15 protein-coding genes are annotated in these 16502 nt (G+C 43.7%); 3 read left to right on the top strand and 12 right to left on the bottom strand.

Annotated elements, in window-relative coordinates; genetic code table 11:
* Positions 1–53 precede the first annotated feature (53 nt).
* Positions 54–545 carry a YqhR family membrane protein gene (locus ACQKMP_RS10055; protein ID WP_076284474.1) on the bottom strand — a complete coding sequence of 164 codons (492 nt, stop codon included), beginning with the start codon at positions 543–545 and terminating at the stop codon, positions 54–56.
* 207 nt (positions 546–752) lie between these two features.
* Here ACQKMP_RS10055 and ACQKMP_RS10050 point away from each other — a divergent pair, with 207 nt between their 5' ends.
* Positions 753–1700 carry a DUF1385 domain-containing protein gene (locus tag ACQKMP_RS10050; protein ID WP_371916578.1) on the top strand — a complete coding sequence of 316 codons (948 nt, stop codon included), beginning with the start codon at positions 753–755 and terminating at the stop codon, positions 1698–1700.
* 7 nt (positions 1701–1707) lie between these two features.
* Positions 1708–2049 carry a hypothetical protein gene (locus ACQKMP_RS10045; RefSeq protein ID WP_042190481.1) on the top strand — a complete coding sequence of 114 codons (342 nt, stop codon included), beginning with the start codon at positions 1708–1710 and terminating at the stop codon, positions 2047–2049.
* A gap of 80 nt (positions 2050–2129) precedes the next feature.
* Here ACQKMP_RS10045 and ACQKMP_RS10040 read toward each other — a convergent pair whose 3' ends face one another.
* From ACQKMP_RS10040 to mntR, 3 genes are all read right to left on the bottom strand, one after another.
* Complete coding sequence (locus ACQKMP_RS10040) at positions 2130–3059, bottom strand: patatin-like phospholipase family protein (RefSeq protein ID WP_341124472.1); 930 nt, start codon at positions 3057–3059, stop codon at positions 2130–2132.
* Between the two features lie 91 nt (positions 3060–3150).
* On the bottom strand, positions 3151–4782 hold the full coding sequence (locus ACQKMP_RS10035) for a family 10 glycosylhydrolase (protein WP_427469323.1): 1632 nt from the start codon (positions 4780–4782) through the stop codon (positions 3151–3153).
* A 304-nt stretch (positions 4783–5086) separates the two neighbouring features.
* Positions 5087–5512: a transcriptional regulator MntR gene (gene mntR / locus ACQKMP_RS10030; protein WP_042190488.1), complete on the bottom strand. Its 426-nt coding sequence runs from the start codon at positions 5510–5512 to the stop codon at positions 5087–5089.
* 193 nt (positions 5513–5705) lie between these two features.
* Between mntR and splB the strand changes: the two genes are divergently transcribed.
* Entirely contained in the window at positions 5706–6782 is a 1077-nt protein-coding gene (gene splB, locus ACQKMP_RS10025) for a spore photoproduct lyase (RefSeq protein WP_379424439.1), read from the top strand.
* Here splB and ACQKMP_RS10020 read toward each other — a convergent pair.
* From ACQKMP_RS10020 to ACQKMP_RS09985, 8 genes are all read right to left on the bottom strand, one after another.
* Complete coding sequence (locus ACQKMP_RS10020; RefSeq protein WP_042129852.1) at positions 6779–7492, bottom strand: cytochrome c biogenesis CcdA family protein; 714 nt, start codon at positions 7490–7492, stop codon at positions 6779–6781. The genes splB and ACQKMP_RS10020 overlap by 4 nt on opposite strands.
* Before the next feature lie 63 nt (positions 7493–7555).
* Positions 7556–8359 carry a metal ABC transporter permease gene (locus ACQKMP_RS10015; RefSeq protein ID WP_427469322.1) on the bottom strand — a complete coding sequence of 268 codons (804 nt, stop codon included), beginning with the start codon at positions 8357–8359 and terminating at the stop codon, positions 7556–7558.
* Between the two features lie 330 nt (positions 8360–8689).
* Complete coding sequence (locus ACQKMP_RS10010) at positions 8690–9439, bottom strand: metal ABC transporter ATP-binding protein (RefSeq protein ID WP_042190495.1); 750 nt, start codon at positions 9437–9439, stop codon at positions 8690–8692.
* Between the two features lie 34 nt (positions 9440–9473).
* The gene (locus ACQKMP_RS10005; RefSeq protein ID WP_076284469.1) at positions 9474–10472 is read right to left on the bottom strand and encodes a metal ABC transporter solute-binding protein, Zn/Mn family; all 999 of its coding nucleotides are present in this window, start codon (positions 10470–10472) and stop codon (positions 9474–9476) included.
* A 210-nt stretch (positions 10473–10682) separates the two neighbouring features.
* Positions 10683–12695: a methionine--tRNA ligase gene (gene metG / locus ACQKMP_RS10000; protein ID WP_427469321.1), complete on the bottom strand. Its 2013-nt coding sequence runs from the start codon at positions 12693–12695 to the stop codon at positions 10683–10685.
* Between the two features lie 350 nt (positions 12696–13045).
* Positions 13046–13309 carry a membrane protein insertion efficiency factor YidD gene (gene yidD, locus ACQKMP_RS09995; protein WP_427469320.1) on the bottom strand — a complete coding sequence of 88 codons (264 nt, stop codon included), beginning with the start codon at positions 13307–13309 and terminating at the stop codon, positions 13046–13048.
* Between the two features lie 2 nt (positions 13310–13311).
* Positions 13312–13773, bottom strand: coding sequence for a Fur family transcriptional regulator (locus ACQKMP_RS09990; RefSeq protein WP_042190503.1), 462 nt, complete (start codon positions 13771–13773; stop codon positions 13312–13314).
* A gap of 228 nt (positions 13774–14001) precedes the next feature.
* Positions 14002–16242, bottom strand: coding sequence for a copper amine oxidase N-terminal domain-containing protein (locus tag ACQKMP_RS09985; RefSeq protein WP_076300851.1), 2241 nt, complete (start codon positions 16240–16242; stop codon positions 14002–14004).
* Positions 16243–16502 lie beyond the last annotated feature (260 nt).

The following is a 16502-nucleotide window of genomic DNA, read 5'->3' as shown; positions in this document are numbered from 1 at the left end:
GCCACATTGTATTTTAACATAGGGATATCCCCTTGAGAAGTTTTTTCGCGCCGTTAGGCAAGCGCTGTACTTTGCTCACGCTTCCGTTCGTCCGTATACTCGATCGCTGCTGTATATCCAATGAACATTCCCCATAGCAGAAAAATGCAGAACTCACTAATGACAGTGTTCCACGGCAGCTTGAATGGGGGCTGCATAAGAAACATCTGCGAACCAGGAATAAATATAATCGCCCACCATAAAACGCCGTAGACCAGGCCTGGCCAAGGTCCCTTCAGCTTACGGAGAAGCAGAACATACAGCATGGAGGCGATGACCGAAAATACAATAAACATCATATATCCCACGAAATGTCCAAATGCTGTTGTCAAAAACGCATGCCTGAAAAAAGGCTCTGCGATAAAGCCAGGGCTGACTTTGGTAAAACTGAACCAATAGACTAGCCAATGAAGCCCACCCCAAATTAATCCTGCAAAAAAACCTAATTCGAGTGCAAAAAGCCAAATATTTGTATGCCCCGATTGTTGTTGATGAGATTTGCTCATGAAATTGCCTCGCTTTCTTTATTTTCAATGCCGATTTATCTCTCGTTCTCTCTAGAAGATAGTATGTACAGCAAAAGGCGATCCAACTAGTAATGTCTTCAAAAATTAGTTACAATGTATTATATAAATCATATTAAATACGAGAAGGTGAATTGGTTGTCCCAGGAAACTCCCAGTTACGGCGGCCAAGCCGTCATTGAAGGCGTCATGTTCGGCGGTAAGCATATCAATGTAACAGCCGTGCGACGCAAGAATCAGGAAATCACATTTTTAGAAGTACCCAAAAGCGATAAGAGCTGGGTCACGAAACTGCGCAAGATTCCGCTGCTTCGCGGCCTTGTCAGTATAATAGATGCCAGCGCTAAAGGCTCTAAGCACTTGAACTATTCAGCCGAATCCTACGCTGAAGATGAATTGGAACCGGAAGATATCGAGAAGGAAAAAGCGAAGCCGAAGAAAAAGGATGAGGGCTGGAGCCTTGGAATGATTTTTGGGGTTGCTGTAATGGGTATTCTCTCCTTTTTGTTCGGAAAGCTCATTTTTACGCTTGTTCCGGTATTTGTAGAGGATTTTTTATTTAAAAATGTATTTGATAACTACGTACTGCACAACCTCATAGAAGGCGGCATCAAAATGATTCTCTTGCTGGTCTATTTATGGGCGATTTCTCAAACACCTGTGATCAAGCGACTGTTCCAGTATCACGGCGCCGAACATAAAGTCATCAGCGCTTTTGAAGCAGGCGAAGAACTGACTGTTCAGAACGTTCAGAAATACAGCCGTCTGCATTACCGCTGTGGAAGTAGCTTTATGATGCTGACGATTATCCTCGGTGTGATCATTTACTCCGTAGTCCCATGGGATAATCTTTGGGAACGAGTGATCCAGCGGATTATCTTGTTGCCAGTCGTAATTGGTGTATCGTTCGAAGTTCTAAAGGGAACCAATGCGGTAAGAGAAGTACCAGGCCTTAAATATCTGGGTTACCCTGGATTGTGGCTGCAACTCCTTACAACCAAAGAGCCAAAAGACGATCAGGTAGAAGTATCTATTGCCTCTTTTAACCGTATGCGTGAGCTTGATGCTGCGATTGAAGCAAGAGGATATTCGGAGGCAAGTGTGTCAGGCGGCATATTGGATCCTGCGAAAGGATGAGTGATCTATGATCAGGCATGCTTTAATTTTTTGGATTACGGTTACGCTTGCGATTTTCGGTTTTGTGATTGGAGTCTTGACTGAGCCCTTCTTTACGCTGTCGAAGCTGATTCTCCCCCTAGTACTGTTAGCAATCATTTATTATGCTTACAAAAAAATGGGACCAGGCAAATACGCTCGTAGCAGCAGTGGATCTAAGGTTAAAGTGAAGCCTTCCCAGAAGACCATGTCAAAGGTAGCAGGAATTCGCAAGACTCAAGCTGCACCAGGCAAACGCAAAAGCTATCCTTTCCAAGTGATCGAAGGAAGTAAAGGGAAAAATGATGATCAGCTTCCGAAGTATCACTAACTTCATAAGAACTCCAAAAAGCATCTCCACGTTTTAAGTAACGTGCGGGATGCTTTTTTCTCATATGGATACCTCGCTCGTTATCTTGGTCGCCACTCCTTAAAGAAATCTTCTCCTGCTTTAAGTCCAGCAGCATACATTTCATCGCTTTGCGCTTTTGTAATTTCAAATTGAGTCGTCCCAATCCCAAGCGTAGGAATTTTTACCGTACGAACAAATTTATCCCCTTCAATAAACTTCTCATCATGAGCAGAGAGCATGGTGGTTACCATAGCTTGGAGCATACTGAATGGCCCTCTAATTTTATGCGGCTGTGGATCGGTCTTACCTACCGTTTGATAACCTACCGTAGGAATTCTGCTCCCAGGTTGTTTGCTCCCATTATTCTTGCTGTCAAATAGCCACAAAGGAAAATTACTCAAGAGCCCACCATCTACAACATACACAAACTGCTCGGCAAAGGATTTCCCTCTTGCTGCCTGCCCGTTTAGTCTTAACATCACAGGATCAAAAAAATAAGGAATGCTGCAGCTCATTCGCACTGCCTTGGCCACTTCAAAATGCTCCGGAGAGATCCCATACTGCTCTAAGCCATCTGGCAAGACCAATATCCTTCCATTTGTGATATCGGATGCGATGATAGATAATTTACCGGCAGGCAGATCACGGAAGGTGATGATCCCCTTTTTCAGTAATAATGCTCTTATCCAGGACTCCAAGGCTTCTCCAGAATATAATCCTTTCTTCAATAACACTCGCAGCGCAGGACCAACGATAGCCGTATTATAAATGGGACCTCGCTTCAGAAACGATGAAAAGGATGTTCCTTGGATTATCCGACACATTTCCTCCCCTTCATAGCCCGCTGCTAGTAAAGTGGCTACAATCGAACCTGAGGAGGTTCCTGCTACCCTTTTAAAAGTCCAGCCTGCCCTTTCTGTAGCTTCAACTGCTCCCGCAAGAGAAATCCCCTTTACGCCTCCTCCTTCAAATACTGCGTTAATCTCCATACACAAAAATCCCCCGTTTCCCATAGATTCTATTGCTTATCTATGAGCACAGGGGAACATTCATGACTCCTTATGAATAACAGCTAAACTATTAGGATTTAAAATAAAAGGTCAGTAAGCTCGACAATCCGAACGGATTGCGGACTACGACGTCATTCGCTCTAAACATAATACTACCTGCAACCTCTTCGTACTTCTCATTATATTTGAGCTGATTAATAATTTGATCTCCACTTTGCCATTCAGCCTTTTGATCACTGGCTCCGACCTTATAACCAGCTAACCCGATGTAGAGTTTAACATTCGTATTCTCGACTTCTTTTACCCACCAATCTACTAACTTGTCATAACGAGCTGTGCTAAAGGACAAACTCCAATAAATTTGCGGAGCGACATAATCAATCCAGCCCTGCTTAATCCATGTCCGAACATCCGCATACATGCTGTCATAAGCAGATACCCCTGCAGTCGTGTCCGAACCTGTACTATCATTTTTAATATTTCGCCATACTCCAAAAGGACTGATTCCATAAGAAGCCTTTGGCTTCACCTTATGAATCTGTTCTCCCAACTGACGCACAAATTCATTAATATTATCTCGGCGCCAATCAGCTTTAGAAAGCTTTTTCGTATTATAGGTAGAATAAGCAGCATCATCGGCAAAAGTAACATTTGAAGGATAAAAGTAATCATCCAAATGGACACCATCGATATCGTAACCTTTAACCACTTCCATCACCGTGTCGATGATATGCTGGCGAACCTCCGGAATACCTGGATTAATGTATTTCTTACCATCGGCATTCACAATCCATTCTGGATGTGCTTTTGCCACATGGTTACTTGCTAACGCTGAGGTGGAAGCATCCGTCGTTGCACGGAATGGGTTGAACCAAGCATGAAACTGCATGCCGCGGGAATGCGCAGCACTGACCATATAGCTTAGAGGATCATATCCCGGATTCTTCCCTTGTGTACCCGTCAATACCTTAGACCAAGGAACTAAAGTCGATGGATACAGACTATCTGCTGAAGGTCTAACCTGAACAAATACAGCATTAAAGCCAACAGCCTTTAGCTTGTCTAACAAATTATCAAACTCCTGCTTTTGTTTCGCTTCATTTCCTGCCGAAGACGTTGAAGGCCAGTCCAGGTTGAATACGGTAGAGATCCAAGCCCCCTTCATCTCCTTACCAGTCGATCCACCAGGGATAGTCGGTAACGTCGGCACTGTTGGTGTCGTTGGTGTCGTTGGTTTTTCTGGATCGACAGATTGTGGTGGTTCAGTGTTGGAGATCAAGGAAATATGCTTATTAACCTGATCCCATAACACCTGCAGTCCCAATTGCTCACTTACAAAACGAATGGGTACCATTACCCGCCCCTGCTTAATCTGCACGGATGTATCCAGCGCTACCGAAGTATCGTTTACCCATGCGTTTTTCAGGCCACTGGTCAGCTTGAGAACCGTATCTCCTTGAGTGATCGTTACAGTCTTACTATTTTGATTCCATACTACGCCGGCATTTAATCCTTTACTGATCACACTTATTGGCACCATCGTTACATTAGACGTTGTGATATACGGAGGCACATCACTAATCAGCGCCTCTCCATCCAGTTCAATCGTAATTTGCACCGCTGCCGCGCGTGCACCAGGAGACCATAAAGGCAGAAACAACATAAGTACTAACAAGCTCAACATCCATTTACGATAATTCATAATTCCTCCCCAAATCTAAAAAATATGTATCCAAAAAATAAGAAAAAACGGATAAATCCTTCAAGCAGATGAGAGAATGCCTCCTTCTAAAAAGGGGTTATCTGTCTCTGCAAAAAATATAAGAAGTACCGAATAAAACTCATACTCTCTTATATTTTTAAAAGGACTGTATCCGTTTTGACGCTAAAAACTGGGAAAGGTTGCACTAAACAAAATAGAAACGGCTATACTATCCACTGATTATGCTCACGAAAGCCTTGCTGCGCATAACTTTTAGGACAGTATCCGTTTCGGGAAAAACATTTCAAGAATCGCTTGTCAGTTCGTTGTGAATCGCATATAAAGTCTGTACACGTTCTTCGTCGCGGCGGAAATATTCTACCAATGTTTCAATACGCGTAATCGAATCCCAACTTAAGTGATGCTCGATTCCTTCAACATCATTATAAATGTATTCCTGCTGTACTCCGATCAATCCGAGGAATTCCTCCAATAGTTGATGGCGATCAACCAGACGTTTTCCTACTTTTTTCCCTTTGTTGGTTAGGACAAGCCCACGATATTTCTCATAGATGAGATATTCGTCCTTATCCAGTTTTTGGATCATCTTGGTCACAGAGGAGGGGTGTACTTCCAGTCCCTCGGCAATATCCGAGACCCGCGCATAACCTTTCTCATCTATGAGCTTGTATATGCGCTCCAAATAATCCTCCATGCTGGGTGTTGGCATTAAACTTTACCTCTTTTCTATAATAAGCATGGCGCCGGGCCAAACCTTGCTCTAACAATGATACATGTTTCTAACGCACCTTGGCAAGTCCTTCAAAGGAACTTACAGATGAGTTGCACATGTTTGCCATGCTTCTATTGGGGCTGAGTTAGACATAATAAACATACTCGTCATTCAAAAGGAGCGTGAATTTATGACCATAGTGACGCCAGAGCCCTCTACTGTAAAAAGACCCAGAAAACCTACTGCACTTTTTCTTCCAGAGCTTGTTTTCTTTGAACCGAATGCTTTAAATTACCCTAAAGGTGAAAAAATAATGGAATGGGTAAAGGCTAACAATATCCCATATCGTATGACCACATCACATAATCGTATTATGAATTTCCCTGGTGAAACTGAGGTCGAGCAATATAAAATTGCCAAAAGAACGCTTGTTGTCGGCCTACGCAAAACTTTGAAATTTGACCAATCCAAGCCATCGGCTGATTATGCTATTCCCATTGCCACCGGCTGTATGGGGCACTGCCATTATTGCTATTTGCAGACTACCTTAGGAGCAAAGCCCTACATTCGCGTATATGTAAACACAGATGACATTATAGATGCTGCCAAAAAATATATTGAGGAGCGCAATCCAGAAATCACCACTTTTGAAGCTGCCTGCACATCAGATCCTTTAGGACTTGAGCATATTACCGGCTCTCTGGCAGAACTGATTACATTTATGGCAAAAGAACCCCTTGGCCGTCTGCGCTTTGTGACCAAATACCAACATGTTGAACCACTGCTTGCTTTGGAACATAACGGACATACCCGAGTTCGCTTCAGCGTGAACGCAGATTATGTAATTAAAAATTTCGAGCCTGCCACCTCCCGCTTTGAGGAGCGTATTGAAGCCGCTGGAAAGGTAGCACGGGCGGGTTATCCTCTTGGCTTTATCATTGCTCCAATTATTTGGTATGACGGCTGGCAAGAAGGTTATGCTGAGCTACTGGCCAAGTTAGCCCAGACCCTCCCCCCTGAAGTCGGAAAAGGATTAACCTTCGAAATGATTCAGCATCGATTCACCAAAACCGCTAAGACGGTTATAGAGAAGCGCTACCCCAAATCCAAGCTAGAAATGGACATGGAGAAGCGTAAGAAGAAATGGGGACGCTGGGGACAAAATAAATATGTCTATCCAGATGAACAGCAAACCGCCCTGCGAGAGTTTATCACAGAGCGGATATTCGAACATTTTCCAGAAGCAGGAATTGATTATTTCACTTAAAAAATGAGCCAATCTGGTGTGATTCCCTGTAGCCAAACTGTGATCCGAAACATTTGATCTGTAAAGAGCAGAACGCCCATAAATACCATGAGAACGCCACCAATCTTCATCAGCACATTTGAATATTTAAGGATGCGTCTGGCTCCTCCAAGAAAGAAGGCTAAGACAAAGAATGGCAATGCGAACCCTATGCTATAAGCCGTAATTAATGTAAACCACGTGCCAGGCTCACTTGCAGAAAGTGCGATAATCGCAGTCAGAATCGGTCCAATACATGGAGACCAGCCCGCTGAAAAACCGATACCAAAAATAAAGGATCCCACATAACCCGCCGGCTTCCATTTTAAATCAAGCTTACGTTCGCGAAGTAGAAATTGCGGCTGAAAGATCCCAAGCAAAAATAATCCCATCACAATAATCAAAATCGCCGATAATTGCCGGATCAGATCACGCTGTCCATTAAAAAATTGTCCAAATAGTCCTGCACCAAATCCTAAGGTGTAAAAAACCGCTGAAAAACCTAAAATAAATGCCAATGTATGGGTTATTGTGCGTATACGGACCTCTTTGGTATTGCTACCTGACTTCAATTGCTGAACGGATAATCCGGTAATATACGATAAATAAGAGGGATAAAGCGGTAAGCAGCAGGGTGATATAAATGATGCTACCCCTGCTGCTAAGGCTATTCCTGCATTGATATTAGACAAGGTAGCGGCTCTCCTTCCAGCATTCGAATCACTTCAGGGCATACCCTATATTTTATTCGCTGTTTATGCTGGCAAACCCTTTTTACCGATCAAAGTCAACACTAATAGTGATATGAGTAAAAGCACAATGGTTGCACCAGGGGCCAGATTCCAAATTCCTGCAACCACTAATCCGCCTACAACAGCAATTTCCGAAATGATGACGGATAGAATGACTGAGGATTTAAAGCTTCGAGATAACAATAAGCTGATGGCCACAGGAATGGTCAGTAGAGCTGATACTAGCAAAGATCCAACAATTTTAATCGCAGTACTGATTACAAGCGCCGTCAGAATGGTAATCAACATGTTAAGCAGCTTCACTGGGAGTCCGCTGACACTCGCAGCATCCTCTTCAAAGCTAAGTAAGAAGAACTCCTTAAAAAACAGAGATACTACTACTACAACTGCTATCGTTACGATCCCTACTACGATTAAATCGGTATTGTCTAACGTATAAATGCTACCGAACAAGTAACTCATTACATCTGCATTATAACCTTTTCCTAAAGTGAAAAAGAGTGAGGCTAAAGCCACTCCGCCCGACATAATTATGGCTATCGAGAGCTCTGCATAACTCTTATAAGCCTTGCGCAGCTTCTCTATAGCGAAGGAAGCCACCACTGCAAAAATAAGACCTGCTCCCAGCGGGTAAAATCCTGTCAAAAAACCAAGTGCCACACCGGCAATCGTAACATGAGCCAGCGTATCCCCAATCATTGATAAACGTCTGAGCACAAGAAAAACGCCTATAAGCGGCGCTGTAATGCCTATCAGAAGACCGCCCGCAAGCGCTCGCTGAAAAAAATCGCTAAATAGAATTTCCAACTTTAACTCTCCTCCGTAGAACAATTGAAACATTTTTAAAAGCTTTTATTAAAATCTTTTTTCGATTCCTCCCAAACCCTCCCTCCTAAGGAAGGGCCCCAAGGGCTCTGCCCTCTGGACACCCGTCAAGTGCAACTGGCATAGGAGGTGGGGTTACTGAACTTAGATCAATCGGGGAAAGATCGCTTTCGCCCCTAACGGGGCACGCTTACAGCGTCGCGGTATTTAATATACGGAAAGGATTAAAGATGAGGGAAACCCTGCTCCCACGCTCTATGTACGCCCCCAATAATCGAGTGTTCCCTTTTACTACCAGAGTTTAACTATGACCTAAGAGAGCGTGTGCTGCAGGTTCTCCTCTGTACAATTCTGCAAATCATGAGAATGACGGGAGAAAAAGTTAATCTTACCGTTCGTTTGCACAGGTTCATTCCCTAAGTAATTCTTAATCATGTCAATATCATGCGACACCATTAGGAATGTCATATGATGATGGGCATGCATATGTGTAATTAATTCAAAGAATCCTGCTTGTGATTCAGCATCAATACCGACTGTAGGCTCATCCAAAATCAGCAGATCCGGATGGTTGATCAACGCACGTGCTAGAAATACACGCTGCTGCTGGCCGCCCGATAGCTGGCCTACTCTTTTCTCCGCAATATCCTGTATCCGCATCACTTCAAGTGCATCTTCGCACTGACGATGCTGAGCCTTAGATACTCTTCGAATAAGATTCTTGTTGTTGTACAAACCAGATAGCACTACTTCACGCACCGTTGCTGGAAACAGCGGGTTGAAGGCGTTCTTTTGTGGAACATAACCTATCCGTTCCCAGTCTTTAAACTTGCGGACAGGCGTTCCAAATAGTTTGATTTCACCACTGCTTGCCGGAAGCAAACCGACGATCATCTTCATCAGTGTTGTTTTACCAGCGCCATTAGAACCAATGATACCAAGGAAGTCTCGTTCTCTTACACTATAGTTAAGATTCGAGATCACCTTCTGTTCACCATATGAAAAAGAAAGATCCTGTATATCGATGATATGCTGATGGCAGTCCAAGGATACCGATTGCATGCTTTAGCACCGCCTTTTCCTTATACTTTCCTTTTTATTGTAAAGCCATAATCAGATTTTGCAAATTTTTCTCCATCAAGGTGAAGTAGTTATCCCCGTTCTTTTCTTGCTCCGCAGTAAGACCCTCTACCGGATTAAGAACCATAGTAGACACACCAGCTTCAGCCGCTAACGTCTTAGCCAGTTTATCGGAGACAAGCTCTTCAAAAAAGATGTATTTAATTTTTTCCTCTTTAACCATCTTCGCCAGGTTTACTAAATCCTGTCCACGCGGCTCAGCGTCTGGGGATAATCCCATAATCGCATGCTGCTCAAGCTTATAGTCACGGGCAAGGTAGGCAAAAGCTTGGTGTGAAACTACAATTTTGTGGTTAGGCAGCTTGGTAAGCTCCTGTTCAAATTTACTATCCAAAGCCTGTAAACGTTCAGCAAGCTTATTATAACGCTCTTCATAACCATCTTTATGCTCAGGGTCCACAGATTGAAGGCTTTCTTTTATATTGCGCGCCATGATGATCGCTGATTTCGGACTTACCCAGGTATGTGGGTCCGTATGAAGGCTGTCCTCAGAAGAATGGCTATTATGATCAGCATCATCTTCGTGATGATCCTCTTCGCCGCTTCCCCCATGATCATGTCCGTCATCTTCATCGGTCATTATTAAATCAACACCTTTACTTACTTCAACAGCTTCCACTTTACTGCTGCTATCAAGTCCTTTTAGAAAATTAGGAACCCATCCCTCAAGCCCTGCTCCATTGTACAAGAACAATTGCGCTTTGGAGGTATTGACAATATCCTGACTGCGTGGTGTCCAATCATGCGGCTCTACACCCACCGGAAGAAGGTTAATGGCATTTATATCATCTCCACCAATTTCCCGAGTAAACTCATAAATAGGATAAAAAGTAGTTACAACATTTACTTTCCCTTCAACTATACTTCCACTGCTCTTAGGTCCACATGCAGTGAGTGTAAATACAAGCACCAATGCAAGTATAAGCAGACTTATTCGTGACTTCATAGCAACCATTAAATTGATCTCCCTCTCAAATCGTAATCTTTACTATTAGAAGTATAATAGTAATCATTACGATAAGTCAACAATAAATCCTAATAAGATGATTCTGAATTTTATCCCTGCTTATACGTTGAAAAAGGAATGTTCCCACAGCCTAGCTGGCTGAAGGAGCATTCCCTTTCTTATATAGCAATTACATATATAGATTCTACATAACGAATCTTACTTCACAATAGCTCCATTTGGCATGCTGTCTGGAACTGTGGCGATGGTTAACTGATCACCTTTAGAAGCCGCTAAAATCATCCCTTGGGATAATTCTCCGCGCAGTTTCACTGGCTTCAGGTTCACAATACAAATCACTTTTTGGCCTACCAGCTCTTCCGGTGTGTAAAACTTTGCGATACCAGAAACGACTTGACGCTGCTCATAACCTAGATCCAGCTGCAGCTTCAGCAGCTTGTCGGCTTTCTTCACAGGCTCAGCTGCAATGACCTGAGCTACCCGAAGCTCAGCCTTGGCGAAATCGTCGATGCCGATCTCTTCTTTATGCTCTTCCTCAGGCTCGGAAACCTCAGGAGCCGCAGATGCTGCTTCGGTCGCTTCAGCAGCCGGTTTACCAGCGCCCATGGCTTCGGCGATATAAGCTACCTCTTGCTCCACATCCAGGCGTGGGAAGATTGGATTGCCTTTCACCAGCTTTGTTCCTGCCGGAATCAGACCAAAGGTCTTGCCGCTGTCCCATGTCGTTAATTCACCAACTTCGATGCCAAGCTGTTCCCAAATCTTTGCTGGGGTTTGCGTCAAGAACGGCTGCAGTAGAATGGAAGCGGTGCGAAGACCTTCCACAAGATGTCTCATTACGGAAGCCAACTCAGCTGTTCTGCTCTCATCCTTAGCAAGCACCCAAGGCTGTGTCTCATCAATATATTTATTGGTGCGGCTGATAAAGATCCCGATCGCTGTTAGCGCTACGGAGAACTCCATTTTTTCCATCGCTTCTTCTACTTTGGCATAAGTATTCTCTGCCGCAGCTTGAAGCTCACCATCAAATGCTGTTACATTTCCTTCATACGCTGGAAGCTCTCCACCGAAATACTTCTCTACCATCGCACCTGTCCGGTTCAACAGGTTACCAAGGTCATTAGCAAGATCATAGTTAACCCGATCTACAAAGCTTTCCGGTGTGAATGTACCATCCGAACCAAATGGTACTTCTCGTAGCAGATAATAACGAAGTGCATCCAGGCCGTAACGATCGATTAATGTAACTGGATCTACTACGTTCCCTTTGGATTTTGACATTTTGCCATCCTTCATGAGCAGCCAACCATGAGCAAATACCTTTTTCGGAAGAGGCTCACCCAGCGCCATTAGAATGATCGGCCAGTAAATCGTATGGAAACGGACGATTTCTTTGCCGACAATATGCACATCAGCAGGCCAGAAATTATCGTACAGACTGCGATCCTCGGAACCGTAACCCAAAGCAGTAATGTAATTTGTCAATGCATCGATCCATACGTACACTACATGCTTTTCATCCCCTTTAACCTTAACACCCCAATCGAAAGTCGTACGGGAAACCGCAAGATCCTCCAGACCAGGCTTGATAAAGTTGTTAATCATTTCGTTTTTACGGGATTCCGGCAAAATAAACTCCGGATTCTCCTCATAAAATTGCAGCAATCGATCTGCATATTTACTCATCCGGAAGAAATAACTCGCTTCCTTCACAAGTTCAACCGGATGACCGCTATCAGGGCTTTTTGCACCAATGATTACGCCATTGTCATCTCGAACGATATCGACCAATTGTGTTTCTGTATAGAAGGTTTCATCCGGAATACTGTACCAGCCTTCATATTCGCCTTTATAGATGTCACCTTGCTTGAGCAGTCGATCAAAAATATCCTGAACTACCTTCTTATGACGTTCTTCCGTTGTGCGGATAAAGTCATCATTGGAGATGTCTAGCTTGCGCCATAATTCCTTAATGCCAACAACGATGTCATCAACGAACTGCTGAGGGGTTTTGCCTGCTTCCTCTGCCTTCCGTTCAATCTTTTGACCATGCTCATCTGTACCTGTAAGATACCTTACATCATAGCCGCGTAGACGTTTGTAGCGGGCCATTGCATCTCCAGCTACGGTAGAATAAGCATGTCCGATATGCAGCTTATCACTCGGATAGTAGATAGGTGTAGTTAAGTAAAAAGTTTTCTTTTCGCTCATTGATTAATCATCCTTTCTTTCATAAAAAGACAAAAAACTCCCGCCCCTTTAATGGGGCGAGAGTATAACTCACGCGATACCACCCAAATTTCCTGTCTCTTCACAGAGATCAGGCTTCGCCAGTTCCCTCTCGGGAACTGTCCATTAACGCTGGAACACGCCGTTATCTTACGTGAACCTCAATTGCAGTTCCCGCTCGAACACAGTTCCTCCCGGACCATATTCAATCAAACGCTCCATACCGGCTTTCAGCTCGTTCCGGCTCTCTGTAATGGGCGTACCGATTTACTCATCCGTTCCTCGGAATTCATACTATTACCTGTGAATATACCCAATGGCAAGGGCTCGTGTCAAGTCGCGCGAGCAGAATCCTTCTTCGTAGGGTGTTCCTCAAGAAGCGGAACCGGATCAAGTCCCCCTGGATTGAAGGGATGGCATCTAGCAATCCGCTTGGCAGCAAGCCATGAACCTTTAAGTGGACCATGGACTTCAATAGCTTCTAGTGCATAGGCAGAGCAGGTTGGATAGAAGCGACAAGTGGCAGGCTTAATCGGGGAAATGTACTTGCGGTACACCCGAATGGGAGCCTGAATCGTTCTACGAAGGGTAGCCATCCTTAGACCCCTTTTTTGCGATTAGCTGCTGCGACTAGTTCTTCTTCCCGGTTCTCTTCACATTCCTTGCAATAACCGAACACCTCAAATTTATGCTTGACTACCCGGAATTGATCAGGTGTATCCGTTAAATTCATCGGGCAGAAATTAATCGGGTAGGTTTTCTCGCATTGAAGGCAGATCATATGATGATGGTGATCCTGATGATTGCAGCTTCCCTTGAATTTCACGCCGTCTTCAAAGACGATTTGTTCAAGTACACCAAGCTCTTCCATTACACGCAGATTGCGGTACACGGTATCAAAGCTAAGTCCGCTATACTTGCGGCCCATATGCTCATAGACATCCTTCGCTGACAAATAACCCTTATTCTCGCCGAATAACTTGGCAAGCGTTTTGCGTTGGTCGGTGATTCGCAGACCTTGCCCCGACATGACCTCTAATATTTGTTCTGTCGACAGCATACGCTCATCTCCCATTACATTTCAGTTCATTTCATTTATGCTTCACTCTCTTAATAATGCCCCAAAATAAATGCCCCGTCAATGAAACAACCAAGTGTATGAGCGTCTATCAGAGTAAAATCATACATTTAAATACAAAAAGTCCAGCTGAGTATTCCTTTGCGGAATATTCAGCCGGACTTTTATTTCAGGTGAATCCCAAATAACTTAAAGGATGGACCTATTTTGTTATTTCTTCGCTGGCAGCGGTGTAACCAGGAAATTCACCGGCAAGTTACTACCAGAAGCTGCTGTGAACAAAATCTCCACGGAGCCGCCATAATCGCCAGTACGATAAATCACACTGTTCATGTCAGCACTAGAGAGACTTCCTGAATTCGGCATTTGTACGATTTGACCATTAACCATGACTGGTCCCATGTAATTACCGCCACGTGGATTAAACGTAATCAATGAATTAGGTGCAACACGGTCGAATTTGATTTTGTATAACACACCAAAGTTACCTGCATTGGATGCTTCAGTACCATTCATTGGGTCTACACCGGTCAAATTCAAATCACTCGAATTGTCACCGAGAAGAAGTCTCGCAGGAGTTGTTCCTACTTCGTCGGTAACCGTGATGATGCGTGTAGAATCAGCATAAGTTCCTCGGTTATGCACCCCATCACGATCCAATATTGGAAGTGTAGGAAGTGTAGTTAGAGGATCTTTATTCGCTTCGATCATCATGACATTATATTCAATAGGATAATCGCTAAACAAATCCGCTTGGAGGGATACAATCTCGCCTGGTTTCATTGCAATTTTGTTTAGATCCGTAAGAATCGAGACGCTTTCTCCTGGTTGAAGGACCGTTGTCTTATAATGTTCCCTAGTAATCATAGACTTCCAGTAACGTTCCACAGACATTTTACCAGTGCCTTCTGGAAATGAACTTGGACCGCCAAAGCCTACATACTCTGTTGTAATTGTCGTAGGGTACAGATTGTTATTCTTAGCAATCACATACACCTTCGTTTTAATATTCATATTATTCTTATGGTGGACCAAGAAGCGAGTTCCGCCGAATGATGTTTCTTTATATGTGATTCCTTCCGTATTCACTGTTTCTGGACTATTACTGCGAATAAGGTTATATGGCTCAGAAGAAAGATTATAGGCTACCTTCTGCCAAGTTGGAACCATCGATCCGTCGATGTTAAATACGCTACCCGGAGCACCGAATAATCTATAGAAATCTTCTTTACTGTACAAGATTTCATCTGAAATATTAATGGTTTTCTCAAAAGTGCTGATTGCGCCATGTGAATCTTTGACTTGAATAGCGACTGTTGCTGGACCTGGTGTAAAGAAAGCTTCTGCTTTGTTCGTCCAAGTCACTTCAATTGGATCACCGTCTGGGTCGCTGCTTAGATCCGAATAAGTGATCATTTCACCCATCTTGTAAGAATCTTTGTCTGTCGTGAAATTAGCGACTGGCGGTGTATTTGGTTTTAGTACGTTGATGGTCACAGAGTAAGGATCACTCCACTGTCCATTCGCATCCATAACGGAATAGGATACTACATAAAATCCTGGTGTATCATAGATATCTTGCTTATTTCCTTCCCAGCGTTCATCGACAATGGCCGTACCATTCGGTGAAGAGCTTGAAGTTACAAAATTCACAGGATCACCAGCATAAATTTCAGTTGGCACTGTAAAAGAAGCTTTTGGCTTCGTGTTCAGCGTAAGAATTACTCGTTTTTGCACATTATCAACGGTATAAGGAATGCCTAATGCCCCGGTGATGGACGTCAAAGGAACCATGAATGTACCATTAGTTTGGTAAGCTGGACCTTTCATCGTCACATTTTTACCATTAACGGAATAGATCTTACTGTCCGTTTTAAAGCGCATTACGTCGCTTCCTTTGGTAACAATGGTCTCTTTCGTTTTATAATCGTAAATGTATTTCACACCTACGCGTTCTACCATAGCTCGGATCGAAACGTATGAGACGCCATTCTTCACGGCCATTGGCTGATTAGCCAAATACTCAACGCCGTTTTGGTACATTTTGTTGCTGTTCATCATAAGTACAAGCTGATTACTAGCTGCAGCACGAACACCATCCGTTGGTGTAGGTTGTGTAGTGGTTTCAGGTGTTGCTGTAGGGATCGGTGTAGCCGTTGATTCAGGTGTTGATGTAGGTTCAGGTGTTGTCGTAGGCTCAGTCGTCGGTTCAGCTGTTGCCCCAGGCATTGGAGTTGGTGTAGGTGATACGACTCCCCCTGGTACCTCAGTTGGCATTGGCGGCAATGGGTCAGTAGCTTCTGGCATTACATCCGTCGCAGATGTGGCAGCTGCTCCTACTGCATTGGTATTACCTGAGGTACTATTGACAGATTCAGCAAAAGCCGGCACTGCCGAGGCGGCCTGAGATATGGCCAAAACAGCAACTAACGTTAATTTCTTCAAATCCATGATATGACTCCTCTGCTCCTATTTGTAAATATAAGTAGGTCTCTGTCTTTTTCATACTCCTCTTATATTCCCCGCAAAAACGCAACCGCTCTCAGCGGAGCGGAAGAATTGCTTTTTGCCACGTTCGTTATAACAAAACATAGTATTAGACGCATCCGACCGCAAAAAGTTTCATTTTAAAGTAAAGAAAGATTAACCCAGTATTAAAACAAGCAAAAACAACCTTTCATCCGCTACCCGAAAAATATGAGATTATCCAT

The sequence above is a fragment of the Paenibacillus sp. NPDC101420 genome, assembly GCF_050277435.1.
GTDB lineage: Bacteria > Bacillota > Bacilli > Paenibacillales > Paenibacillaceae > Paenibacillus_AQ.
The sequence above is the reverse complement of the archived record's forward strand: the minus strand, read 5'-3'. Positions and strand labels throughout refer to the sequence as shown.

Bases quoted from the DNA above. Each gene is read 5' to 3' on its own strand.
- ACQKMP_RS09985 (WP_076300851.1), bottom strand. From the start codon at position 16,242: ATGGATTTGAAGAAATTAACGTTAGTTGCTGTTTTGGCCATATCTCAG.
- ACQKMP_RS10035 (WP_427469323.1), bottom strand. From the start codon at position 4,782: ATGAATTATCGTAAATGGATGTTGAGCTTGTTAGTACTTATGTTGTTT.
- ACQKMP_RS10050 (WP_371916578.1), top strand. From the start codon at position 753: ATGTTCGGCGGTAAGCATATCAATGTAACAGCCGTGCGACGCAAGAAT.
- ACQKMP_RS10010 (WP_042190495.1), bottom strand. From the start codon at position 9,439: ATGCAATCGGTATCCTTGGACTGCCATCAGCATATCATCGATATACAG.
- ACQKMP_RS10005 (WP_076284469.1), bottom strand. From the start codon at position 10,472: ATGGTTGCTATGAAGTCACGAATAAGTCTGCTTATACTTGCATTGGTG.
- ACQKMP_RS10055 (WP_076284474.1), bottom strand. From the start codon at position 545: ATGAGCAAATCTCATCAACAACAATCGGGGCATACAAATATTTGGCTT.
- splB (WP_379424439.1), top strand. From the start codon at position 5,706: ATGACCATAGTGACGCCAGAGCCCTCTACTGTAAAAAGACCCAGAAAA.
- ACQKMP_RS09990 (WP_042190503.1), bottom strand. From the start codon at position 13,773: ATGCTGTCGACAGAACAAATATTAGAGGTCATGTCGGGGCAAGGTCTG.
- yidD (WP_427469320.1), bottom strand. From the start codon at position 13,309: ATGGCTACCCTTCGTAGAACGATTCAGGCTCCCATTCGGGTGTACCGC.
- ACQKMP_RS10040 (WP_341124472.1), bottom strand. From the start codon at position 3,059: ATGGAGATTAACGCAGTATTTGAAGGAGGAGGCGTAAAGGGGATTTCT.
- metG (WP_427469321.1), bottom strand. From the start codon at position 12,695: ATGAGCGAAAAGAAAACTTTTTACTTAACTACACCTATCTACTATCCG.
- mntR (WP_042190488.1), bottom strand. From the start codon at position 5,512: ATGCCAACACCCAGCATGGAGGATTATTTGGAGCGCATATACAAGCTC.
- ACQKMP_RS10045 (WP_042190481.1), top strand. From the start codon at position 1,708: ATGATCAGGCATGCTTTAATTTTTTGGATTACGGTTACGCTTGCGATT.